Raw genomic sequence first — 23,855 nt, forward strand, 5'->3', positions numbered from 1 at the left:
AATTCCGTGGCCTGGCTCGACCCTATGCGTCCTGCGCTAGGAGTAGCGCGCCGAATGATGGGGATAGCTACCCACCCGCGCGCCGATGACCATCTCGCTGAACCAGTTGGTGAGGATTCCCGTGTAGGCCTGCTGGTCGCAGTCCTGGCTGAGGGCATGGTCCGCGCCATCCAGAATCCTGTGGGTCAGGGAGTGGGCTCGCTCGAACGCCGCGCGATAGCTCATCAGGGTGGTGTGCGGCACGAAGGTGTCGTGCTCGGACTCCACCAGCAGGACATCTCCGGTAAACCCCGCACAGGCCTTCAGCGCGAGGTTGTCCACCGGATTCCAGGGAATGTTGCGGTACCGCGCCAGACGCCCGGCGTCCAGCATATGCTTCGGTAAATCCCACTCATCGTCCCAGTACAGCGCGGGCACCCGCAGGGCCAACCATTTCACCGGCCGCAACGTGGTGAGAAAGGTCGCGAGGTAGCCGCCGTAGCTGCTGCCTATCACCGCGATGGCCTCGGCGTCGATCGCCGGATGGGTCGCCAGTCGGTCGTAGGCAGCCACGATGTCTTCGAGGTTGTGCCGCCGGGTGACGCTTTCCTTCGCGGCGATGGTCTTCTCGTGGCCGCGAAGGTCGAAGGTCAGGCATACGCAGCCCAGACCAGCAATGCCACGGGCGCGGGCCAGGTCCCGCTGTTGGCTGCCGCCCCAGCCATGCACGAAGAGAACGCCCGGGACTCTGGTCTCGGGCGCCAGGAGCGTTCCGGCTATGGCTTCGTTGTCCACAACGATTTCCACCTGTTCGCTATGTGCTGTCATGAGGTTCCACCTTGACGTACTTGGAGAGTTTGCCGAGGCCCGGCTCCATCCCCTGAAAGAGTGGAATCGAGCCGGAAGGAGCCGTTGCGTCGCCATAGATTTCATGCGTCGAGGCACAGATGCTCGTCAACGTCGGATCAGCGGCAAAAGCTTCCAGGGCGAACACTTCTGCCGCGCTCGCACCGCCTGCGCGCCAGGATTGCTCCAGGACGCCGGAGCGCTGTTGGCCGAGGGCGTCCAGCCCCCTTGCGATGTCGTAGTTGCGGCGTGAGGCGAACATCTCCGGATAGCTGTCGAAAGCAGCCTTCTCGTAGATGCGCGCCTGTTCGATGGCAAGGCGTGTCGTGGCCGGGATATCGAGTTTGATCAGGTCCGCGTAGTCGCCCCTCACCAACGTCAGCTGCGAGCCGCCGTACACGCTGTCACCATCGTTGTCGCGGGTCAGCTGCTGAGTGCCGAAGTAGCTGACGACCAGGCCGGCAGCCTGTACCTGGCCGACACTGAAAGTCTCCGGCTGGTCCAGATCCTCTTCCAGTACCAGTCCCCAGGTTCCGATCTCTTCCAGGTCCTGTTCGTCCAGCGCTTGGCCGAGGTCGTGCTGGTTCCAGATCACTTGCTGGCCCCGTCCGGCTTTGCCCCGTACCGGTTTCAGTCGCAGCGGGCCGTGTTCCAGCATGGCTTCACCGGCACGCCGGGCGTCGGCCAGGTCGAATACCGTGTAGCCGTGCAGGACTGCCTTGGCCGCTTGCTCGGCAAAGCGTTCCGACCAGCCTGGCGGTACTCGCGCCGGCAGTTTGAACAGCGGATGGGTGATAGCCTTTGTGGCTGTGAAGGGGTGTGGCACAAGACCGCCGAAGAAATCCTCCGGCCCGTTTATGCCTAGTCCTTTGCCGCTGCCGATCAGGGTTTCATCGGGAATCAGGTAGTAACGCCCACGGTCATGGCGCAGTGGATCGTAACGGCCGAGAAACGGGCATCCCAGCAGTTCCCCAAGTTTCTCTCCAAGCACCCGGTGTACCGCCAGTTCGTGTTCCAGGAAGCGTTCGCCGACCTGCAGCAACAGTACTCCGTCGTGATTCTTCATCACTGCTCCCGCCACGTGCCGCCGCTGTTTTCACAGTCGGCACGGGCCTGACCCAGATTGGCGACGCTGTAAAAGTTGGTGACCACCTTGGCGTCATTGGGAATGGCCGGTCGTGCCTGGCTTTCGGTCTCCGCTGTGGACCGGTAGTTTGCCAGCGATTCCTGGGTGAGGGCCGCCACGCATTGGCCCTGGGTATCGTCGGCGCACCTTTCCACCTTGCGCTTCTGGCTGCTGAGCATTTCCTTGCTTTCATTGCTGCAGGACCAGTCGATCGCCGATTCGGGCATGCCGGTGAACTCGTAGCAGGTTTCCATCTCGACTTCTGGCACTGCGGCACTGGAAGAACGGGTCATGACATGGCAGGCATCGGCCAGGGCCGGACCGGCGCCGAGGAGGCAAAGCAGCGGTATCAGGGGGGCGATGCGCATGGTCGATCTCCGGGGAGCTGTTCACTGGTTCTGAACGGGCGGGCTTGCGGAGAGTTCAGGGCGATTGATCAACGGGCGCCATCGGGGCGAGAAAGTCTGAACTCGTCGGCGCTCCCGTGGACTCATCTTGAAGGGGCCATCACCGGCGACGAGGAGCAACCAGCCATGAAGCGGAACTGGGATCTGATCAGGGAGTTGCTGCTGGAAATCGAGGCCATGGAGCCGGGCCATCTCGCTTCTCTCCACTGCACCGATGGGTGCAGCCTGGAGGAAGCCGACTATCACCTTCATCTCCTCGAACAGGCAGGCCTGGTGGAGTGCAAGGAGCAACACCAATGGAACGGCGAATCCGGGCGCGTAGCCAGTTCGCTGACCCTGCAGGGGCATGACCTGCTCGACAGCATTCGCGACCAGGATACCTGGAACGCGAAGAAAACCATGCTGCTGCAACGACTTGGCGCTATCTCCTACGAATCGCTACGCAAGGTCTTCTGAAACCCATTGCATCTGACGAGAGGCGGTCATGGCCGAGCAGCCTAACTCCGCCGATGCAGTCCAGGCGTTCAAGGACAGCATCCTGGCGAAACTCAAGTACGCGGTTGGCAAGTCCCCGGAAAACGCTTTCGACCATGACTGGTTCGAGGCGCTGGCCCTGGCCACGCGTGACAACTTGATCGACCAGTGGGAAGAGGCCTCCAGCCAGGTCGACCGGCAGGACCAGAAGCGAATCTATTACCTGTCTCTGGAGTTCCTCATCGGCCGTCTGCTGATGGATAACCTGAGCAACCTGGGGCTGCTGGAAGTGGCTCGCCAGGCGATGGCAGAGCTGAACGTCGATCTCGACCGCATCCGTGAAGTGGAACCTGACGCGGCGCTCGGCAATGGTGGCCTGGGCCGCCTTGCGGCGTGTTTCATGGAAAGCATGGCGACCCTGCAGCTGGCCGCCCACGGGTACGGCATTCGCTACGAGCACGGACTTTTTCGTCAAGCGATCATTGACGGCTGGCAGGCGGAACAGACGGAGACCTGGCTGGACTTCGGCAATCCCTGGGAGTTCGAGCGACCGGAGGTGGCCTATAGCATCGGCTTCGGCGGCAGTGTCTTCACCCATCTGGAGGAGGGCGGCAACAGCCGGCAGATCTGGCAACCCCACGAGACCATACGCGCCATTGCCTATGACACCCCGGTGATCGGCTGGCGCCGCTCTGCGGTCAACACCCTGCGCCTGTGGCGGGCGCGCGCCGAGGAAGACCTGCAACTGGAACGGTTCAATGCCGGTGACCATATCGGTGCGGTGGTTGACGTGGTACGCGCCGAGGCCATCTCCCTCGTACTCTATCCCGCGGATATCACCGAAGCCGGCCAGGAATTGCGGCTGCGCCAGGAGTTCTTCTTCGTTTCGGCGTCGCTCCAGGATCTGCTGCGGCGGCATATGGACCAGTACGGCGATGTGCACAATCTGCCGGAGAAGGTAGCCATCCAGCTCAACGATACCCATCCGGCCATTGCCGTCGCCGAACTCATGCGCCAGTTGGTGGACCTGTACGCAGTGGAGTGGGGCAAGGCGTGGGAACTGACGGTGGCGACCTTGGCCTACACCAACCACACGTTATTGCCCGAGGCACTGGAATCGTGGCCGGTCGCCCTGATGGAGCGCCTGTTGCCCCGTCACCTGCAGATCATCTACCTGATCAATGCCTTGCATATCGACGCGTTGCGGGCGAAGGACATCCATGACTTCGAACTGCTGCGCTCGGTGTCGCTGATCGAAGAGGAACACGGACGGCGGGTACGCATGGGCAATCTGGCCTTCCTTGGCGCCCATAGCGTCAACGGTGTGTCGGCGCTGCACACCGGCCTGATGCAGGAAACTGTTTTCCGCCACCTGCACCGACTGTACCCCGATCGGGTGAACAACAAGACCAACGGGGTAACCTTCCGCCGCTGGCTCTTCCAGATCAATCCGCAGCTGACGCGGTTGCTGGTAGAGACCCTGGGGGAGGGCGTGCTGGATTCGCCGGAAACCATCCTGCAGAAGCTCGAACCCTTTGCCGAAAAGCAGGATTTTCGCAAGCAGTTCCGTCTCCGCCGCCAGCACAACAAGGAAGCACTCGCGCACCTGATCCGCCAGCGGCTGGGTATTGCCGTGGATACCCAGGCCATCTTCGATGTACAGGTCAAACGCATCCACGAGTACAAGCGCCAGCTCCTCAACCTGCTGCATACCGTCGCGCTCTATCAGGCGATCCGCAACGACCCGGCCACCGACTGGGCGCCACGCGTGAAGATTTTTGCGGGCAAGGCGGCCGCCAGTTACCAGCAAGCCAAGATGATCATTAAGCTGGCCAACGACATCAGTCGCACCATCAATGACGATCCCACGGTGCGCGGGCTGCTGAAGGTGGTGTTCATCCCCAACTACAACGTCAGTCTGGCCGAAGCGATCATTCCGGCGGCCGACCTTTCCGAGCAGATTTCCACTGCCGGCCTGGAAGCCTCCGGGACCAGCAACATGAAGTTCGCCCTCAACGGTGCGTTGACCATTGGCACCCTGGATGGTGCCAACGTCGAGATGTGCGAGCGGATCGGCGCGGAAAACATGTTCATCTTCGGGATGACTGCGCAGCAGGTCGAGCAGCGGCGCATGGGCGGCCTGGCCAGTGAACTGGCGGTAGGCCGTTCCGAACGCCTCCGCGCGTCGCTGGACGCCGTACGCTCAGGGGTGTTTTCACCGGAAGACAGAGGGCGTTACCAGGGCATGGTTGACGCGCTGATCCGCGAGGACCGTTTCATGGTCTGCGAGGATTTCGATGCCTACTGGAATGCCCAGAGACAGGTCGACAGATGCTGGCAGAACAGCTCCCGCTGGTGGCGCTCCGCTGTTCTCAACACGGCGCGCACGGGCTGGTTTTCCTCCGACCGCACCATCCGCGAATACGCCACCGATATCTGGGGCATACACGTTCCGTCATCGCGACCCGGTGAGCCCTGAGTCTGTTCAGTCACCGCCATCGACAGAGATGCGTTGATGCAGGTGGTTGCACAGCATCAGCTCGTCCAGCACCGCCATTGCGAAGCGTTGCAGGGCCAGCACCGATTGAGCCTTGTTCTCCGCCGGGACACGTATGAAGTCATCGAACTCCAGGTCGCAGTCGAAACCTTCCGGTGCTTCCACCAGGGTCCACTCCAGCCCGCTGTCCAGCAAGCGGCGTTGCAGGTACTCCGCCGCCGGCGCAGGGCAGGAAGGCGACTGTTCGAGCCATTTGAGCGGATCTATCACGATGAGCCGCTGCACCCCCGCGATACGCAGGCCATCGATCAGGGCGCTGACGGCGGAATAGACCTGCGGGAAATCATGGCCACTGCCGTCCTGCGCCGTGAGCGGCGGACCGGAAGCGCAAGGCATGCCGATCACCGCACTCTTGCCTACTACCGTCCGGCTCACGCTGAGGGCGTCATGGGCATTGCCCGTCAGAGTACGCAGACCAGGGCGTGCGCTAATCGCATTGAGATCGCTGATCACGGCGCCGACTTCATACTGGCGATGCAGTGCCTCCGCCATCAGCGCATAGCCCAGGGCGCTCTGTGCGCCGTAGAGGGCCAGCTTTACCGCCGGGGTTTCGAGGTTTTTCATGGCTGCAGGTTATGGGCAGGTGTAGGCCCACCCATCTTCGGATGGCTGATCCGGGTCACCTGTACGTCTGTGAAGGCCTCGGGCGAAGAGGAAGTATGGATGGAGCCCAGGTAATAACGGGCCTGGTCCGGAGTCATCGCTTCGGCGTCCGACTCAACCTCGACGCTGCGGGGTTGGTTGTCGAGGATGTAGCTGATGAGGAATAGCGTCTTCGTGGACATGTCCGTGGCGCTCTCTTTCGCTTGATGTATTGGAGGTAGACTCCCGGCGCGCCTGCAGGGGTTCCCCCTATCCGTCGGACGGTGACGCACCTGTCGATGACATGAGCCGACAAGCAACCCTGATTGTCCAAAGGTCAAGCACGACTCTCGCGAAATGCGAGGGAGGCTGTGATGACTTTCATCTGCTTCTTCCGAGGGTGTGCATGGATGCGGGAGACGTCGATCCGGCTCGGCAATGAGGACGTGACACAGCAACGCTGCAGCCGCTGCGGCAGTAACCGCTACGTCAGGGCAACCGTCACCCCGGGGCCTGGCAGGTAGTCCGGCGGATTCCTGCAACTTTCGCGGGGTCGGGTCGGTCGCTCGAGTGTAGGCCACCGCGAAGGGGACACTTCAATGGCACGCGCAATCTGGAAAGGCGCCATCAGTTTCGGACTCGTGCACATCCCGGTTGCCCTGGTTTCCGCGAGCGAATCCAGCGGTATCGACTTCGACTGGCTCGACAGGCGCAGCATGGAGCCGGTCGGCTACAAGCGGGTGAACAAGGTCACTGGCCAGGAGATGAAGAGCCAGGACATCGTCAAGGGCGTGGAGTATGGCGATGGCCACTATGTGATCCTGAGCGAGGACGAAATCCGCCAGGCGCATCCGGAGTCGACCCAGACCATCGACATATTCGCCTTCGTCGAGGCCGCGCAGATTCCCTTGCAGAACATCGAAGCGCCGTACTACCTCAGCCCCGACAAACGTGGCGGCAAGGTCTATGCCCTCCTGCGCGAAGCCCTTGAAGCTTCGGGCAAAGTCGCTCTCGCGGAGGTGGTGCTGCGCACACGCCAACATCTGGCAGCGCTGATGCCGGTGGAGAAAGCGCTGGTACTGGTGATGCTCCGTTGGCCCGCTGAAGTACGTGGTTTGGACGTGCTCGACCTGGGCACCGATGTAACCAGCCCGAAATTGTCCAAGGCCGAGATGCAAATGGCCAGCCGCCTTATCCAGGACATGACCGCAGACTGGGAGCCGGATTCCTACGTGGACAGTTTCAGCGCGAAGGTGATGGAGCTGGTGGAGCAGAAGGCCAAGGCGGGCAGGATCGAACGCGTCGAGCAGCCGGGCGAGGAAACCGCCGGCCGTAGCGCCGAGATCATCGACCTCACCGAACTGCTGCGTCGCAGCCTGGGTGGCAAGGCGACCCGGAGTGAAAGAAACGCCAAGGAAAGCGAAGAGGCCCCACGCCCGCGCAAGACCCGAAAATGAGCCGCGCCAGGAATACCGGCAGGGCGCATTCAACCCGTGGAAGATTTTTCTGGCCGGACCTTGTGCTTATGCTGCAGGCGGATGGTCTTGGCGCGCTTTTCCAGGACCAGATAGGTAACTGCCGCCACCAGCAGGGGTACCAGGAAATACAGGGTGCGATAGCCGAGCAGGGCCGCTACCAGCCCGCCCTGGCTGACCTGGTCATGCAGCAGGGCGAGGAAAACCGTTTCCAGTACCCCGAGGCCGGCGGGAATATGGGTGATGACGCCGGCCACGCAGCTGATCAGCAGGATGCCGAGAATGGAGGGGTAATAGGTGCCGTGTCCGTGGGGCAGCAGCCAGAAGATCAGCGAAGCCATCAGTGTCCAGTTGGTCGCGCCAAGCCAGACCTGTATCAGCGCCAGACGCAGCGAGGGCAGGGTGATCTGGTGGTCCCGCCAGGACCAGGTACGTCGCTTGGCATAGCCGCAGGCATACAGATAGAGGCCGACCAGCACCAATAGCAGCAGGCCGATCAATTGCAGGCCCGTCACACCCAGGCTCCAGTTGGCCGGGAGTTTCACCAGGCGCAGGGAGAAGATCACGCCCGCCAGGGCCATGTAGCCGATCCAGTTGGTAACGATGCCGAGGCTGATGATCCGCGTGACGGTGCCGGTATCCAGGCCGATGCGTTTGTAGAGTCGATAGCGCAGTGCCACGCCACCGACCCAGGTCGTGAAGTTGAGGTTGAACGCGTAGCAGACGAACGCTACCGGGAGCACCTGGCGCGCGGGCAGGTGGTGTTCGGTGTAGGCCCGCCCGATGAGGTCGAAAATGCTGAACACCATGTAGCTGGAGAAGGCCAGCGCGCCGCCTACCAGCAGCGTGGTCAAGCTGAAGGCTTGCAGCGATTGTTTCACTTCGTTCCAGTCGACGTTCCGCGCCACGAGGTAAAGCAGGACCGACATCAACAGTATGAAGAACACGGTCAGCAGCCGCGTACCCCATTTCATCCACGGTTTCCTGGTGGACTCGCTCATCAGGTCTTGCCCTCGTCCAAATGGGGCTCTTCATCCTTGGCCGGATGCTGGGACTCGAGGTTGGGTCGGTGGGCGGGGAACCAGCCGGCGATGGCGGGGAAACGCCGGATGAAGTGGAAGCAGAGGAAAATCAATGGTGCCCGCCACCAGTAGCCACGGACCATGCGTTCCAGGCTGATGCTCTTGCAGTGCTCGGTAGCCAACTGTTCCAGGTGGCGGTGCAGGTACTGGTTGAACGCCCGGTCGCGCACGAACAGATTGGCTTCCAGGTTCAGCGCCAGGCTCAGAGGATCGAGATTGCTGGAGCCCACCGTCGACCATTCCTCGTCCACCAGGGCGACCTTGCCGTGCAATGGTCGCTTGCAGTATTCGTAGATGGTTACGCCTTCGCGCAGCAGGTACTTGTAGAGCAGTCGTGAGAAAACCTGGGCCCAAAGCATGTCCGGTTGCCCCTGCAGGATGAGCTGCACCTTGACGCCACGGCGGGCCGCATTGCGCAGTTCGCGCAGCAGGCGATAGCCGGGAAAGAAGTAGGCGTTGGCCACCACCACACGCGAGCGTGCGCCGCGGAAGGCCGCCAGATACTGCTGCTCGATATCCGTGGTATGGCGATTGTTGTCGCGCTCGACCAACAGGATTCGCGCTTGGCCGGTACTGCGAGCGGTAGGACGGATTTCACTGGGCCCGTCGAGTACCTGCGAGAGCAAGCGCAAGCTGGATCGGCGCAGGTCGGCGACCACCGGGCCGCTGACTTCCACGGCGTAGTCCTGCTTGGCCATGGGGCCGAAGTCCGCCAGGTGGTCGGCGGAGTAATTGATGCCGCCGACGAAGGCCATTTCTCCATCGATCACGACGATCTTGCGATGCAGCCGACGGAACAGGTTGGTGCGCATGCCTAATAGGCGGGGACTGGGGTCGAAGGCATGCACTCGGACGCCAGCGGTGGTCATGCTGGCGATGAACTCTTCGCCCAGGTCCGCCGTGCCGTAGCCGTCGAACGCCAGCTCGACCCTCACGCCACGCTGAGCCGCTTCGATAAGCACTTCCCGAAGCTCGTGGCCGACCTTGTCCTCGAAGATGATGAAGGTCTCGACCAGGACTTCCCGCGTCGCCGCGCGGATGCACTCGAAAACACGAGGGAAATACTCCTCGCCATTGATCAGCAGTTTGATGCGGTTTCCATCACGCCATTGCCGTTTCACAGGTGCACCTCCGTTGCCAGCGGTGCGTGGTCGGATAAGTGCGACCAGGGCCGGGTTGCGAGCACCATGGGCTCATGACACGTGGCATTGCGGACGTAGATGCGGTCCAGGCAGAGCAGCGGGAATCGCGCGGGAAAACTCTTGGCCGGAGCTCCATAGGCCCAACCGAAAGCTTCCACCAGGCCGTGCTCCGCCAACACCGCATCCGCCCGCAGCCGCCAGTCGTTGAAGTCCCCTGCGACTATGGTCGGGGCAGCAGGATTGAGGCTGCTTAAAAGTTCCGCGAGCAGCCTGATCTGTAGCTTGCGGTGGGATTCGCGCAACCCGAGGTGAACGCAGATGGCGTGCACTTCACGGTGTCCCGGCACGTCCAGGATGCAATGGAGCAGGCCGCGCTGCTCATTGCCATGCACCGTCACGTCGAGGTTCTCGCGCTCGATGATGGAGAACTTTGAAAGCAGGGCATTGCCGTGGTGGCCGTGCGGGTAGACCGAATTGCGCCCGTAGGCGAACTGCGGCCAGATGCTGTCGGCGAGGAACTCGTACTGCGACGTCGGCGGCCAGTCATGGTAGCGCCGGGCATGGCGATCATGGCTGCCGAGCACCTCCTGCAGGAACACCAGGTCGGCATCCGTGGCGCGTACGGCATCTCGCAACTCGGGGAGTATGAAGCGCCGATTGAAGGCATTGAACCCCTTGTGCATGTTGATTGTGAGCACCTTGAGGCGATGCACTGCGGTGATCCTGTCGATGACGATCTCAGGCATGGGAATGGTCGTGGTCACGGTGGGATTCCTTGCAATACACCAGGCTGGGTTTCCAGGTCCCTGGTCAGGTCCAGGCGTTCGAGCAGGCGGCGAGCATCGAAAGGCGCGCGCACCTTCTGGTCGTTATCGAAGTAGCAATAGATGTCCCGCGACTTGCGCAGCCGGGTTCCGTGCTCATCCACTACAAAGGCGTCACCAGGTTGCAGACCAGCGCTCCAGGTGCGAATACGCGTCTCCCAGCGCGCCAGGGCCTGCTCGGTATAGCCGCTTGCGTAGAGCGCCTTGTCGCCGTGCAGACGCAGGTAGACGAAGTCGCTGGTCAGGTCCTCCAGATAAGGCCACTTGCCGGCGGTGTCTGCGATGACCAGGGCGACCTTGTGATCGCGCAACATTTGCACGAAGGCATCGCAGGCGAAGCTCTCGTTGCGAATCTCAACGGCATGGCGCAGCGTGCCGCGAGCGGATGCCTCCTGATAGCCGACCTTCTTCAGGCGATCACTGCAATGGCTGGCGCAATCCAGCGCGGCATGAGTGGTGCCGGGTAGCAGGTCGAGGAAGCGGCCGAACGTGCCGGCTTCGAACGCCATGCTGGGCGGGAATTGCCAGAGGATGGGCCCCAGTTTTTCTCCCAACTGCAGCAGCCCCGAGGCGAAGAAGTTGGCCAGGGGCTTCTCGACGTCCTTGAGCTTGAGGGTGTGGGTGATGTAGCGCGGCGCTTTGACCGCGAAGATGAAATCCTTCGGTGCGTCATCCCGCCAGTTGGCGTAGCGTGCCGGATTTTGCAGGGCGTAGAAGGACCCGTTGATCTCGAGGCTGTTCACCGCCCGCGAGGCGAAGGCCAGTTCGCGGTCCTGGGGCAGGCCATCGGGATAGAAAATTCCCCGCCAGGGCGCGTAGCGCCATCCGGAGATGCCAATGCGTATCTCGCCCACAGCCTTGTGCCTCAGCTACTGGTTTTCTTTGGCTTGGGACCTGCCGGCAGGGTGGCTGACTCGGTTTTTTCCTGCCGCTGGTCCGAGTCCTCGGCATCGTTGCGCTTGCTGGCCGGCGGCTTTGGCGCGCCGGGCAGGGTCGCCACCTTGTCCGGTTTGCCGGCAGCGCTCAATTCGTGAACGACTTGCTCGGTTCCTTCCCCAGCCTTGCTGACCGCAGCCTTCTGTGGCTGCAGCTCTACCTTGATCCAGCCGCTATCGCGGCGGTCGAACGCCTTGAAGGCTTCGATGGCGTCTCCCATCGGCTTGATCTGGGTAAGTACCTTGGCCGGATCGATACGGCCGGCCTGGATCATTTCGATCAGGATCGGGATATAGCGCCGGTGGTGACAGTTGCCCATGTTGATGGTCAGGTTCTTGTTCATAGCTCCTCCGATGGGAAAACGGCGTGCCTGTTGCGGATACACGCCAATGATGCCGAGGGTTCCGGCCTTGGCCAGGGCCTCCACCGCCCAGCGCAGGGACTGGCTGGGCGCAGTGCCCGGGTGCCAGTTGTCGCCATCGGGGTGTGAATGAGGGGTGACTTCGGCCATTTCCTGGTGGAACTCGGACACGGTCGTGGAATCGCAGTGGGCGGGGCATTCGGCATCCACGCCCACCGCATCGATGGCGCGGTCCACCCCGATGCCGTGGGTGAGGCGGCGCAGTGTCTTGACCGGGTCTTCCAGGTCGAAGTTGATGATCTCCGCGCCTTGCTGGCGCGCCATCCGCAGGCGATCGTCGTGCTTGTCGATGGCGAACACGCGAGAGGCACCGAGTAATTTGGCACTGGCGATGGCGAATTGACCTACCGGGCCGCAACCGAACACGGCCACGGTGTCGCCTGGCGTGACTTCCGCCAGCTCGGCACCGAAATACCCGGTGGGGAAAATGTCGGAAAGGAGGATCGCCTGATCATCGCTGATGCCGGTGGGCAGCTTGACCAGACCGATATTGGCGTGGGGGATGCGTGCCATCTCGGCCTGCAGGCCCTGGAAGGGGCCACTGCTGGCAGGGCCGCCGTAGAAGGCCGTGCCGGCTTCCTTGCCGTTAGGGTTGGCGTCGTCGCATTGGGCGTAGTAGCCCGCGCGGCAATAGGAACAGTTGCCGCAGGCGATGGTTGACGGGACGACAACGCGATCGCCGATTTCCAGGTTGCGGACGTCCGTGCCTAGCGCCTCGATGATCCCGACGCCTTCATGCCCGAGGATGGTGCCCTTGACCATGCCGCTCACGGTCCCACGAACGAAGTGCAGATCGGTACCGCAGATCGCCGAAGCTGTGAGCCGGATGATCGCGTCGGTCGGCTCCAGGAGCACCGGGTCCGGGACTTCGTCGAGGCGGATATCGCCCACGTCGTGAAAAACCACGGCTTTCATTGGTCGGCTCCTCCGGCTGTCGGATCGCTGGCGGATCGCCAGGCCATCCGAATCAGCCCTTTCTGTTCCGACTTGGCCTCACCCCGAGGGTTCAGGCTATTTATGGCGAGGTGCCGGTCAGCCCTGAGGAGTCAGCGGGACCAGCTCGAACAGCGCAAGCGAGCGCCCGGTGACCTCGAATGGCTCATCGAACGGGAGTTCGCCCTGGCTTCGCAGGGCGGGACTGTCGGTGTCCACAAGGCAGTGCCAGCCCGAACCACCGGTTACTTCGGGAAGCTTGAAGCTCACCGATTCGTGATGGGCGTTGACCACCAGCAGCACCGTGGCGTCAGCGCCGCTGCGACGTATGCCGGTCGGCTGGGCCCGACCATCCAGGAGCATGCCCATGCAACGGGTGTTCTCGTCGTGCCAGTGCTCTTCGGCCATTTCTCCACCATCGGGAGCCAACCAGGTGACGTCCTTCACACCTAGCGCCTCGTTGTAATGACCGACCAGGAAACGCCAGCGACGCATGATCGGATAGGCTCGCCGGAGGCTCGCCAGGCGGCGGGTGAACTCCAGCAGGTCGCGGCCTTCCTCATCCAGCGTCCAGTCGACCCAGCCAATCTCGTTGTCCTGGCAGTAGGCATTGTTGTTGCCGTGCTGCGTGCGGCTGAACTCGTCACCGGCGAGCAGCATGGGCGTGCCTTGGGAGAACATCAGGGTGGCGAGCAGGTTGCGCATCTGTCGCGTTCGCAGGGCGCGGATTTGCGGGTCATGGGTCGGGCCTTCGCAGCCGTGGTTCCAGGACAGATTGTGGTCGCTGCCATCCTGGTTGTCTTCGCCGTTGGCCTCGTTGTGCTTGTGGTCGTAGGACACCAGGTCGCGCAGGGTGAAGCCGTCATGGGCGGTGATGAAGTTCACCGAGGCGAAGGGGCGCCGACCACGCTGGTTGAACAGATCGCCGGAGGCCGTGAGACGCTTGGCCAGGGTGGCGGCCTCTCCGCCGTCGCCGCGCCAGAAAGCACGCACCGTGTCGCGGAATCGGTCGTTCCATTCGGCCCAACCGGGTGGGAAGCCGCCGACCTGGTATCCACCGGGGCCGCAATCCCATGGCTCGGCGATGAGTTTCAGGCGGCTCAGCACAGGGTCCTGGCGGCAAGCGACGAGAAAGCCGTGACGCTCCTCATAGCCATGGGAATGGCGGGCGAGGATGGTGGCGAGGTCGAATCGGAAGCCGTCGACGTGCATCTCGGTCGCCCAGTAGCGCAGTGAGTCGGTGACCATCTGCAGTACGCAGGGATGACTGAGGTCGAGGGTGTTCCCGGTTCCGGAATCATTGATGTAGTGACGCCGATCACCGGGCATCAGCCGATAGTAAGTGGCGTTGTCGATGCCGCGCATGGAAAGGGTCGGACCCAGCTCGTTGCCTTCGGCGGTGTGGTTGTAGACGACGTCGAGGATCAACTCCAGGCCGGCATCGTGGAGATGGGCCACCATCTCCTTGAACTCGTTGATCTTGCCGCTGGCGAGGTAGCCGGGATGGGGAGCGAAGAAGCCGATGCTGTTGTAGCCCCAGTAATTGCTCATGCCTTTTTCCAGCAGGTGCTTGTCGTCGAAGAAGGCATGCACCGGGAGGAGCTCCACGGCGGAAACGCCCAGGGAACGGATGTGCTGGATCAGCTCGGCATTCATCAATCCGGCAAAGCTGCCGCGAAGGTGATCGGGTACTGCCGGGTGGCGCATGCTGATTCCCCGCAGGTGCGTTTCGTAGATCAGCGTGCTGTCCCAGGGAATGCGCCGGTGCTGCTGATCGCCCCAGGTGAACGCGCGGTCAATGACTTTGCACTTCGGCACGAAGGCGGCACTGTCGCGGGTGTCGAAGCTGAGATCGGCGTCGGGCGAGCCGATCACATAACCGAACAGCGCCTCGGACCAGCACAGTCGTCCGACCAGCTGTTTGGCATAGGGATCGATCAGCAGTTTGTTCGGGTTGAACCTGTGCCCGACGTCCGGTTCGTAGGGACCGTGCAGGCGAAAGCCATAGATCTGGCCGGGATGGGCGTCGGGCAAGTAGCCATGCCAGATTTCGTCCGTGTACTCGGGCAACTCGATGCGTTCCAGCTCGGTTTCGCCCTTGGCATCGAACAGGCAGAGCTCGACTCGCGTTGCGTGGGCCGAGAAAATCGAGAAATTGACGCCCAGTCCGTCCCAGTTCGCGCCCAATGGAAACGGGTGGCCTTCGCTGATACGCGAGCGCTGTTGGACTTCTGGGGCGCGTTGGCGCTGCCGGGTCATGTTGCCTACCTGGACGCTCTCAAGCGTTCGGCTCCGACGGTGTGTTCACTGGACTTGCCTTGGAAACCCTGGCTTTGCCCGGATGGGTCTCATCCAGTGGGACCGGACAGGGCCTGGTAATCCGTCGTGGGCCGGCGGTGGGTGCGGCGGAATGCGCTGCCACCGTTTCGGCCAGGATGCAGGCCAACTCCCAGTGACGCGTCGCCTGGCCTTGAGGGCAACCTTCGGACTCCCAGATCTGGTACGCAAGTTCACGGATACGTGCTTCATTTCTGCTCATGGCTCGGGCTCCCGATTCGATGGCGTGATCAGCAGGAGGTTGACGGGGAAGTCCGCCAACAGCTCGGCAACTTCCAGGCAGCCCTGCCGGGGAACGAGGTCACGGCTGGAGAAAGCGCCGCTCAGCCGCCCGGCACGAAGCACACGGGGCAACCTGACGCGGGTGTCTCCCCAGCGCGGTGGCGGCACCTGTGGCAAGGGACCATCCAGAAGAGGCGCTGCCAGGCGCGGCACCACGACCACCAACCCGTACAGGTCATGCCAGCGCGCAAAGGCCAGAACCCGTGCGGCCTGGGGGCCTTCGACCTGCAATGGCTCGTAGCTGCCCTGGCTGAACAGGCGCGGTTGTTTATGTCGCAGGTTAAGGACGGTCGCTACCAACCGCTGCTTGATGTGGCCGTCCTCCCAGCCGTGCAGCAGCTCTTGCGGAGCCTCCCGGCTGGCGAGAGCAGCCACGCGCGCAGCGAAGTCCACGTCCTGACGGTTGTCCGGGTCCACCAGGCTGAAGTCCCAGAACTCGGTGCCCTGATAGAGATCCGGCACCCCGGGAGTAGTCATCCGCAGCAGGCATTGAACCAGGCTGTTGAGTGCGCCGGCGGGCGCAAGCTCGGCAACCGCGGCGGCCAGTTCTTCGCGCAGTGGCTTTGCTTCGGGACTTTCCAGCACCCGGGCGAGAAAGATACGACAGGCCGCTTCGTAGGCTTGGTTCGGAGCGCTCCAGTTACTGCGCAGCCGGGCCTCGCGCAGGGATTTTTCCTGCCAGCGCTGCAAGCGCTCGAGGTACCTGCCGATACCGCCGACATCGTCCAGGGACAGGTCGGGAGGCCAACTGCCGAGCAGGCACTGATACAGCACCAGTTCGTCGGCCGGCGCGATGGTCTCGTCTAGGTCGGCGATCAGGCGCAGTGGATCGGCCAGACGCCGCCAGCGCTGTATCCCCTCGAGAAACCAGCTGGAGCGTTCGCTCAGCACAGCCAAGCGAGCGCGGCAGTCCTCGCCGCGTTTGTGGTCATGGGTGGCGGTGGCCAGCAGGCTGGCAGGAAACAGGGCGGCGCGTTCCAGGCAATCGTCGTGGAACTCTGTCATGGGCGCGCTGAAGCGCTCGGAGTCGAACCCCACATCGTTGCGCGAGAGCAATACCGCGGAGCGGTAGCCGGCGGTGTCTTCCACGGCCTTGGCTGCGGTCGGCGAGGTCAATTGCTGGAAACGCTGCAACACCTGGCGCCGCAAACGACGTGCGGGGCCAGGTGGGAGATCGCGCAGGGGCTCGGCGCCGAGCCAGCGGTCGAGGGAATCGAGCAATGGCCATTCGGCCGCGGCCAGGTTCGCCCGGGCACCTTCCAGGGCTTGCTGGAATAGGGCCTGGTCCTGCTCCGAGCGCCCACAGGGACCGGCGTAGGTGCGGTAGACCGGAAAATGCACTAACAGCTCCAGCAGCGCACGACGAATGGCTCCCAGCGTCAGGTCACGGCTCACCAGGTTGCCTCGCGCTATCTGCACGAGTCCCTGAGCGACCGTCTCCACGTCGCCCGCCAGGGAGCTCGTGAGCAGAAGGCGCCGTGCCTCCTGCGCTTCCGCGAGGAAGTTTCCGCTGCGACCGCTGAGGGAGCTCCAGAGTGCTCCCAGGCGCGCTTCGCCGAGCGGGTCGTGCTGCAGTAGGGAAACCTGGTTCATGAAGTCGTAGCCGGTGGTCCCGTCCACGGCCCAGTCGCGGGGCAGGCGCTCGCCGTGGCCGAGGATCTTCTCCACGTAGATGGGGAACGGGGCGGTTCGGGGGCGGGCATCCAGCAGGCGGTTCACCCGTCGGCGCAGGCGTCGGCAATAGCCACGGGGATTGGCCAGGCCATCCACGTGGTCGATGCGCAGTCCGTCCACCAGTCCGCGTTCGATCAGCTCGAAGAGCTTGGCGTGGGTGGCTTCGAACACCTCGGCACGTTCCACCCGCAGGCCGCCAAGTTCATTGATGTCGAAGAAGCGCCGCCAGTTGATATCGTCGGCTGCGGTTCGCCAGCTTGCCAGTCGATAGGGCTGGCGTTCCAGCAACGCGTGTAGGCGCTGCATGGCGGCATCGTTGTCGCTGCTGTACCCAGTCATCCCGCGGGTCAGTGCTTCCTTGCGGGCAGGCTCGGCGAGCAGCCGCGCGAGTCCTTCTTTCAAAGCCAACGCAGGGGCGCGAGGGGAGGGAAGGTCGGCCAGGCGGTCGAACTCCTGCGCCAGGGCGGAAAGATCAGGGTCCCCGCTGCTGCGCAGCAGCTCGCCCCAGGTGGGCGGCGACAGGGGAAAGCGATGTTCGAAATGCCGGACCGCAAAACCGCCAAGGCTGCTGTCGTAGCCCAGGTGCAACTCGCCAGCGGCCAGCACCTCGCCGTAGTCGTTGGCCAGGAAGGGCGCGAGTAGCTGGCCATCCAGCAGCGGGTCCGTTGAATGCCAGTGGATATCGAAGAAGTTCGCATAGGGGCTCTCCTGACCCCACTCCAGAACATCCAGCCACCAGGGATTGCTGTCGCCGCCCACCGCCATGTGGTTCGGTACGAGATCGAGGATCAGTCCCATGCGTCGATGGCGCAGGGCATCCACCAGCCGCGCCAGGGCGACCTCGCCACCGAGTTCGGGGTTGATGGTCGTCGGGTCCACCACGTCGTAGCCATGACTGGACCCGGAACGGGCCGTGAACAGCGGTGAGCAATACAGATGACTGATGCCCAGTTCGGCAAAGTAGGGCACCAGGGGAACGGCGGCGTCGAGGGTGAAGCCGCGATGGAATTGCAAGCGCAGGGTGGCGCGCAGTTCATTCATCTGGCACCTCCCGCCGCATGTCGCGGCCTTCCGTGAGACAAGCCAGATGGCGGCGCGACGTCGGTAGCTCGATCAGTTCGGCCGCCGTCGTCGGCCAGCGGCGACGCCAGTTCGGATGCGCATCACCCGGTCCCGGCAGGTTGGCCTGTTCTGACTCTCCCAGCAGGTCCTCCAGCGGCAACAGGACTAGCGGCGCGGGCGTTTCGGCGACATAGCCGATGCAAGCCTGCACGCAGCGCTCACGGCTGTCTTCATGAGGAGAGAGATGCCCCTCCAGTCGCAACGCCGCCGTCAGCGCCCGGCATTCTCGCTCGCGAATCTCCCGGCTATGGCGGGCCGTTTCGGCATCGCAATGGCCGGCTTTCAGGCGCCAATCGATGTCCTTGCCCTGGAACCAGCCGTTCAAGGTCGGCAGGTCATGGGTGCTGGTGGTCGCCAGGGCATCTTGCGGCCAGTCGCAGGGCGGAATGAACTCACCGTCACGCTGCTCGAACAACAGCACACGCATACCCAGCACGTTGCGGCGGGCGAGTTCTTCCCGCAGCCCGTCGGGAACGGTGCCGAGGTCTTCACCTATCACCAGGCCCTGGCTACGCCAGGCCTCCAGGCTGATGAGGCGCAGGAGGTCATGGAAGGGAAAGCGCAGGTAGGCCCCTTGCTCTGGGCGGGCGCCTTCGGGAATCACCCAGAGACGCTGCAGGCCCATGACATGGTCGATGCGGACACCACCGGAGCAGCCGAGGCTGGCACGGAGCATCTGGATGAACGCCTGGTAACCGTTTTCTTTCAGCCCCAGCGGTGAAAACGCCCAGACTCCCCAGTTCTGGCCGGAACGATTGAGGATGTCCGGCGGTGCGCCCACCCGGATGGTAGCCAGCAGTTGGTCCTGACAGGCCCAGGCCTGGCTACCCGAGCAATCCGCGCCCACGGCGAGATCGGCGATCAACCCGATGCCCATGCCGGCGCCGACAGCGGCCATCTGTGCTCGTTCAAGACCGCGTACTACCAGCCATTGGGCGAAGGCGTGAAACTCCACTTCGCGGGCATGCTCCAGGGCGAAGCGCTGGACGGCGGCGTGGGCAGGATTGCGCAGATGCTCGGGCCAGCAGCGCCAGTCGCCGGGAGCGCCATTGGCGAGCATGTGTCCGTGCAGTGCTTCGAACCGGCAGTGCAGGAGCAAGGCGTCCCCACTCGTTTCACAGAAGCGCTCGAAGTCCTGGCGCAACACCCCCTGTTCTTCATCGAACTGCCGGTAGAGCTGGCGCAGGACTGCCATCCGTGCGGTGGAAAGCGCAGGCCAGTCAAGCAGGGGCAAGGCTTCCAGGCGGGCGTACTCGGCGCCAAGGCGGGTGGCCGCCAGCGCACGCTGCAGTTCGGCATCGCCAAGTACGTGGGCCGGGGCAGCATGCAACACATTGAAGTGCAGGCGACTAGAGGGAGAGTACGGGCTGTACTGGGCACCGTTCGCGCTGAACATCGCGTGCACGGGGCTGATGGCCAGCGCGTCGGCGCCATGGCGGGCAGCGCTGCGGGCCAGGTCCTCCACAGCGCTGGTATCGCCGAGGCCGCCGTCACCGGGCCGGCGCAGTGCATAAAATTGTGCGGCCAAGCCCCAGGCCTGCGCATGGCCCAGCAGCTCGCGGACGCTTGGGCAAGCTGGTGGAGCGACTGCGAGACAGAGCTCGCTGTCGCCGACGCGCAACTGGTGATATCCGCAGGCATCGGGAGCCAGCAGGCGGCAGTCCGCATCGAGACGTCCCTCGTACAGCCGTCCATCGTCCAGATGCAACTGGTAGGCATGGCCAGGGCGCTGAGATCCGGCCAGGGACAGCAGATCGCCCTGGTCCAGCACGATCAGTGGGCCGAGGCGGGTGGCCTGCTCGTGTTCGCGTGCTTCGACCAGGCCGCCGGCGATCTGCTGGGGAGACTGAGCCGCATAACCCATGGCTTCCAGGAGCGCCCGCTGGACCTCAGGGCTGACTCGCTGAGGCTGGCCGTCAGCGTCCATCCAGTCGAGCTGCAAACCTACAGCGCTGGCCAGTGACGCCAGTTGCGCGTCGCTCATCACGCTGGTTCCAGCAACGCCAGGGCGCTGCGCGGCGGCATCCGGCACTCGGCCAGGTCCGCGCCTTCAATACGATGGGCAAAGAGAATCTCCGCGTTGCTGCCGGCAGGCTCCATGGGCACGGGAGATTCCCCGAGGTTGATCAGGATATCCAGGCGAGCGCCGTCACCCATGCGCCATGCCGCGCTTACCGCGTGCGAGCCCAGGACGCCGGACTCCAGCGCATGGCTGCCAGGCAGGCGCGGAATGATGCGGGCATGTCGCAGGCTGATCAGGCTGCGGTATAACGCCAGGCATTCCCGGTGCCGCAGTTGGTTGACCAGATCGAGGTCCGGCAGGCAGCGGTTGAAGGTCCGTGCGGCATTGGGGTCGGGGATGTTCTCCCGCAATACCGCGTCGCTGAAGTGCGGGAACGTCGCGAACTCGTTGCGCCGGCCCTCGCGCACCGCCGCCCCCAGCGCTGGCGGATGGTCGGTGAAGTAGAGGAATGGTTGCGTCGAACCCCATTCCTCGCCCATGAACAGCAGCGGAATCATCGGTGAAAGCAGCAACAGCACAGTGGCCGCCTTCAGGGCATCCAGGTCTGCCAGCGCGGGCAAACGTTCGCCATAGGCGCGATTACCCACCTGGTCGTGGTTCTGCAGGAACAACACGAAGGCGCCGGGGCGTAGATGGACGCTGGGTTCGCCGCGGGGGAAACCATGGCGGTCTGACTGCCCCTGGTAGGCGAAGCCTTCCGCCAGACAGGTGGCCAACTTGAGGGCAGGGGCTTCGGCGAAGTCCTCGTAGTAGCCGTGATGTTCACCGGTGAGCAGGACGTGCAGCGCGTTGTGGGCATCGTCGTTCCACTGGGCGTCGTAGCCCCGTTCCAGCAGACTGGCCTCATTGGCTTCGTTCTCCAGCACGAGATGCAGGTGACGTTTTCTCGATGCGCTGGCGCGCACACGGTCAGCCAGTTCCAACATGAACGCGATGTCGCGGATGGCATGTACCGCATCGATGCGCAATCCATCCATGCGATAGTCCTGGAGCCACATCAACGCGTTCTCGATGAAGAATTCGCGAACCTCGCGCTTACGGAAGTCAATGGCGTCGCCCCAGGGCGTCTGACGGTCGCGGCGGAAAAAGTCCGCAGCGTAGTGCCCCAGGTAATTACCTTCCGGGCCGAAGTGGTTGTAGACCACGTCCACCAGCACCATCAGTCCCAGCTCGTGCGCCCGGTCCACCAAGCTGCACAGCTCGTCCGGCGTTCCGTAGGAAGAGTCGGGGGCAAAAGGCAGTACGCCGTCGTAGCCCCAGTTGCGCTTTCCCGGAAATTCCCCCAGGGGCATTAGCTCCACCGCCGTGACGCCCAGCGCCAGCAGAGTCGGCAGGTAGGCTTCCACTTCGGCGAAGCCTCCCAGCAGCCCGACATGTAGCTCATAGATCACTGCTTCGTGCCAGGGGCGTCCGGGCCAATCTTTCACGCGCCACGAGTAAGTCGCGGGATCAACCACCATGCTGAATCCGTGGACATCCCCGGCCTGGCGACGCGAAGCCGGGTCCGGCACACGGCGTTCACCGTCCACGATGTAGCGGTAGCTGGTTCCCGCAGAACACTCCACTTCGCCACCAAACCAGCCGCCTGGCTCTTCCGCCAGCGGGTGCAGGGCCCCGTCCATCAATTCCACGGCAACGCTGCGGCAATCCGGCGCCCAGAGCGAGAAGCGCGTGGTATGTGGGCCGATCAGCCTGGCGCCATGCAAAGGGGCTGTCAGCACTCTGCTTTCCCCGCGACGGCAGGGCCGTCGACCAGCCGCTGGTATAGCTCGTCATAGGCCCAGATCGTGCGTTCCCAGTAGAGGGGTGAATCCATGGCGTGGGTACGCATGGCATCCAGCAATTCGGGACGTTCGTATACCGCCAGGGCCCGGTCGATGGCATCCAGGTAGCTGTCCACCGAAGCGTCGTCGAAGTGGAACCCAGTGACACCGTCCTCGATGGTGTCCGCCAGCCCACCGGTTCGACGGGCGATGGGCAGGGAACCGAAGCATTGGGCATACATCTGACTCAGGCCGCAGGGCTCGAAGCGCGACGGCATGAGCAGGAAGTCGCTGCCGGCAAACATGCGCCGTGCCACGGTTTCATCGAAGCCGATGCTCACGCCGATGCGGCCGGGATGGCGTTCGCCCAGGTCCACCATCGCCTGTTCCAGCTCCGGTTCGCCCTGGCCGATCACGACAATGCTGCCACCGGCCTCGACTATGTGCCCGGCCACTTCGCGAGTCAGGTCGATGCCTTTCTGCTGCACCAGGCGGGAAATCACGGCGAACAGCGGCCCCTCGTGGATGTCCAGGTCGAAGCGTTCCCGGACATGGCGGGCATTGGCCTCCTTTCCTTGCCAGCGACCGGCGCTGAAGCCCTGTACGAGGTGCGGGTCACTGCGCGGCTCCCAGCTTTCATCGATGCCGTTGAGGATTCCGCTCAATCGGCCGTCATTGACCTTGGCCTGCAGCATGCCCTCCAGTCCGCAGCCGAATAGGGGTGTGGTGATTTCCTGGGCGTAGGTTTCGCTGACGGTGGTCACATGGCTCGAGTAGGCGATGCCGGCCTTGAGGAAGGACAGCTTGCCGTAGAACTCGAGAGCCTCGGAGGTGAGCGCCGCGGCCGGGATACCAAGCTCTGCGCTGCTGTGGAGGCCGCAAAGGCCCTGGTAGGCGAGGTTGTGGATGGTGAATACGCAGGGCGTACGCAAGCCGCGCCAGACCATGTAGGCGGGCGCAAGTGCGCCCGGCCAGTCATTGGCATGGACAAGTTCCGGACACCAGTTGATGCCGGCCGTCCCGGCGGCGATCTCTGCTGCCGCGAGGCCTAGGCGGGCGAAGCGGATGTGGTTGTCCGGCCAGTCGTTGCCGTGGCCATCGCCGTACGGCGTGCCCTCTCGCTCGTAGAGTTCGGGACAGATCAGCACATAGACGATGAGCCCGTCGGGCAGGTCCATCCGCCCAATGCCACATGGCGGCAGGGCGGCCAGCCCGTTCACTTGGCCGACGACGCGAATGGGATGGCCGCTTTCCAGCACCTGTCGATATCCCGGCAGCAGCACGCGGATGTCGTGATGGGCCGAAAGTGCTTTCGGCAGCGCTGACGAGACATCTCCCAGACCGCCGACCTTTACCAGGTCGGCCAGTTCCGGCGTAACGAACAGGATGTGTTTCTTGGACGCTTTCAGACTTCCCAGGTGCAGCTCGGCCTTGGGCCTCGGTTCGATGGTAGTGGCTTCACCAACGTGGGCCGTGGCAACGGCAGTTCCCATAATGTGCTCCGAATCGTCATGGTCCATGGTTGGCGATCCCCTGGTTCGACAACTCTTCTGCCGAACCCGGTGGACGCGCACGTCTGCTTCCCTGTGCCCGGGCTTGAACCGTCTGTGGTTCGCGGTGGCCCCGTACTCGGGCCCCACACTTTTTCCTGACTGGCGGGATTCCCTTTAGGTTCGACTTATTTCTCAGCCGGGCTCCGTTCAGGGGAAAACCTGAACTTTGCCTGCCGGGGGTCTTCCATAGGTCATGGGTAAGCCTTTCAGAGGGAGGACGAAACCATGCGTGCGATTGGCGCGATGCTGCGCTTCGACGGCCAACCCCGCGACGTTCGCGATGCCGCCGTCCGAGAGACGTTGCTCAACCTGCCGTA

18 protein-coding genes and 2 pseudogenes are annotated in these 23,855 nt (G+C 63.4%); 4 read left to right on the forward strand and 16 right to left on the reverse strand.

Annotated features, from left to right (window positions below):
• Positions 1-36: 36 nt before the first annotated feature.
• The 3 genes from E8E75_RS11790 to E8E75_RS11800 are packed head-to-tail and all read right to left on the reverse strand — an operon-like array spanning position 37 to position 2,319.
• Positions 37-807 (reverse strand): alpha/beta fold hydrolase, encoded by a 771-nt coding sequence (locus E8E75_RS11790; protein ID WP_153919998.1) that lies wholly within the window; start codon positions 805-807, stop codon positions 37-39.
• On the reverse strand, positions 794-1,891 hold the full coding sequence (locus E8E75_RS11795; RefSeq protein ID WP_120651084.1) for a DUF3182 family protein: 1,098 nt from the start codon (positions 1,889-1,891) through the stop codon (positions 794-796). Before E8E75_RS11795 ends, E8E75_RS11790 begins: the two co-directional genes overlap by 14 nt.
• The gene (locus E8E75_RS11800; RefSeq protein WP_120651085.1) at positions 1,891-2,319 is read right to left on the reverse strand and encodes a hypothetical protein; all 429 of its coding nucleotides are present in this window, start codon (positions 2,317-2,319) and stop codon (positions 1,891-1,893) included. Before E8E75_RS11800 ends, E8E75_RS11795 begins: the two co-directional genes overlap by 1 nt.
• Positions 2,320-2,484: 165 nt before the next feature.
• Between E8E75_RS11800 and E8E75_RS11805 the strand changes: the two genes are divergently transcribed.
• Positions 2,485-2,814, forward strand: coding sequence for a DUF2513 domain-containing protein (locus tag E8E75_RS11805; protein WP_162945813.1), 330 nt, complete (start codon positions 2,485-2,487; stop codon positions 2,812-2,814).
• A 28-nt stretch (positions 2,815-2,842) separates the two neighbouring features.
• Positions 2,843-5,311, forward strand: coding sequence for a glycogen/starch/alpha-glucan phosphorylase (locus E8E75_RS11810; protein ID WP_153919996.1), 2,469 nt, complete (start codon positions 2,843-2,845; stop codon positions 5,309-5,311).
• Positions 5,312-5,317: 6 nt separating this feature from the next.
• Here the strand turns inward: E8E75_RS11810 and E8E75_RS11815 are convergent, their stop codons facing one another.
• Both E8E75_RS11815 and E8E75_RS11820 read right to left on the reverse strand, forming a co-directional pair.
• Positions 5,318-5,953, reverse strand: coding sequence for an NAD(P)H-binding protein (locus tag E8E75_RS11815; protein WP_120651087.1), 636 nt, complete (start codon positions 5,951-5,953; stop codon positions 5,318-5,320).
• Positions 5,950-6,174: a hypothetical protein gene (locus E8E75_RS11820; RefSeq protein WP_120651088.1), complete on the reverse strand. Its 225-nt coding sequence runs from the start codon at positions 6,172-6,174 to the stop codon at positions 5,950-5,952. The genes E8E75_RS11815 and E8E75_RS11820 overlap by 4 nt, the downstream gene beginning before the upstream one ends.
• Before the next feature lie 171 nt (positions 6,175-6,345).
• Here E8E75_RS11820 and E8E75_RS11825 point away from each other — a divergent pair, with 171 nt between their 5' ends.
• A complete protein-coding gene (locus E8E75_RS11825; RefSeq protein WP_280358868.1) occupies positions 6,346-6,495 on the forward strand; it encodes a PSPA7_2676 family Cys-rich small protein in 150 nt (49 codons plus the stop codon).
• Positions 6,496-6,570: 75 nt separating this feature from the next.
• The gene (locus E8E75_RS11830; RefSeq protein WP_280358869.1) at positions 6,571-7,428 is read left to right on the forward strand and encodes a Ku protein; all 858 of its coding nucleotides are present in this window, start codon (positions 6,571-6,573) and stop codon (positions 7,426-7,428) included.
• 29 nt (positions 7,429-7,457) lie between these two features.
• Here E8E75_RS11830 and E8E75_RS11835 read toward each other — a convergent pair whose 3' ends face one another.
• The 11 genes and pseudogenes from E8E75_RS11835 to glgA form a co-directional block, all read right to left on the reverse strand.
• Positions 7,458-8,420, reverse strand: coding sequence for a lysylphosphatidylglycerol synthase domain-containing protein (locus E8E75_RS11835; RefSeq protein ID WP_280358871.1), 963 nt, complete (start codon positions 8,418-8,420; stop codon positions 7,458-7,460).
• A 26-nt stretch (positions 8,421-8,446) separates the two neighbouring features.
• Positions 8,447-9,649: a cardiolipin synthase ClsB gene (gene clsB / locus E8E75_RS11840; protein ID WP_280358873.1), complete on the reverse strand. Its 1,203-nt coding sequence runs from the start codon at positions 9,647-9,649 to the stop codon at positions 8,447-8,449.
• On the reverse strand, positions 9,646-10,434 hold the full coding sequence (locus tag E8E75_RS11845; protein ID WP_120651091.1) for an endonuclease/exonuclease/phosphatase family protein: 789 nt from the start codon (positions 10,432-10,434) through the stop codon (positions 9,646-9,648). Before E8E75_RS11845 ends, clsB begins: the two co-directional genes overlap by 4 nt.
• Positions 10,431-11,348, reverse strand: a complete 918-nt coding sequence (locus E8E75_RS11850) for a DUF72 domain-containing protein (protein ID WP_280358876.1) — start codon at positions 11,346-11,348, stop codon at positions 10,431-10,433. Before E8E75_RS11850 ends, E8E75_RS11845 begins: the two co-directional genes overlap by 4 nt.
• Before the next feature lie 176 nt (positions 11,349-11,524).
• Positions 11,525-12,766 (reverse strand): annotated as a pseudogene (locus E8E75_RS11855) (zinc-dependent alcohol dehydrogenase); the annotation flags it as partial.
• A gap of 117 nt (positions 12,767-12,883) precedes the next feature.
• Complete coding sequence (gene glgX, locus E8E75_RS11860) at positions 12,884-15,043, reverse strand: glycogen debranching protein GlgX (protein ID WP_280358878.1); 2,160 nt, start codon at positions 15,041-15,043, stop codon at positions 12,884-12,886.
• 139 nt (positions 15,044-15,182) lie between these two features.
• Positions 15,183-15,323 (reverse strand): annotated as a pseudogene (locus E8E75_RS29375) (DUF2934 domain-containing protein); the annotation flags it as partial.
• Complete coding sequence (locus tag E8E75_RS11870) at positions 15,320-18,118, reverse strand: malto-oligosyltrehalose synthase (protein WP_280358879.1); 2,799 nt, start codon at positions 18,116-18,118, stop codon at positions 15,320-15,322. The gene E8E75_RS11870 and the pseudogene E8E75_RS29375, both read right to left, overlap by 4 nt.
• Positions 18,111-20,183, reverse strand: a complete 2,073-nt coding sequence (gene malQ / locus E8E75_RS11875; RefSeq protein WP_280358880.1) for a 4-alpha-glucanotransferase — start codon at positions 20,181-20,183, stop codon at positions 18,111-18,113. The genes E8E75_RS11870 and malQ overlap by 8 nt, the downstream gene beginning before the upstream one ends.
• Positions 20,183-21,943 (reverse strand): malto-oligosyltrehalose trehalohydrolase, encoded by a 1,761-nt coding sequence (gene treZ, locus E8E75_RS11880; protein ID WP_280358882.1) that lies wholly within the window; start codon positions 21,941-21,943, stop codon positions 20,183-20,185. Before treZ ends, malQ begins: the two co-directional genes overlap by 1 nt.
• On the reverse strand, positions 21,937-23,478 hold the full coding sequence (gene glgA, locus E8E75_RS11885; RefSeq protein ID WP_153919979.1) for a glycogen synthase GlgA: 1,542 nt from the start codon (positions 23,476-23,478) through the stop codon (positions 21,937-21,939). The genes treZ and glgA overlap by 7 nt, the downstream gene beginning before the upstream one ends.
• Between the last annotated feature and the right edge of the window lie 377 nt (positions 23,479-23,855).

The sequence above is a fragment of the Pseudomonas sp. BN606 genome, from assembly GCF_029873115.1.
GTDB lineage: Bacteria > Pseudomonadota > Gammaproteobacteria > Pseudomonadales > Pseudomonadaceae > Metapseudomonas.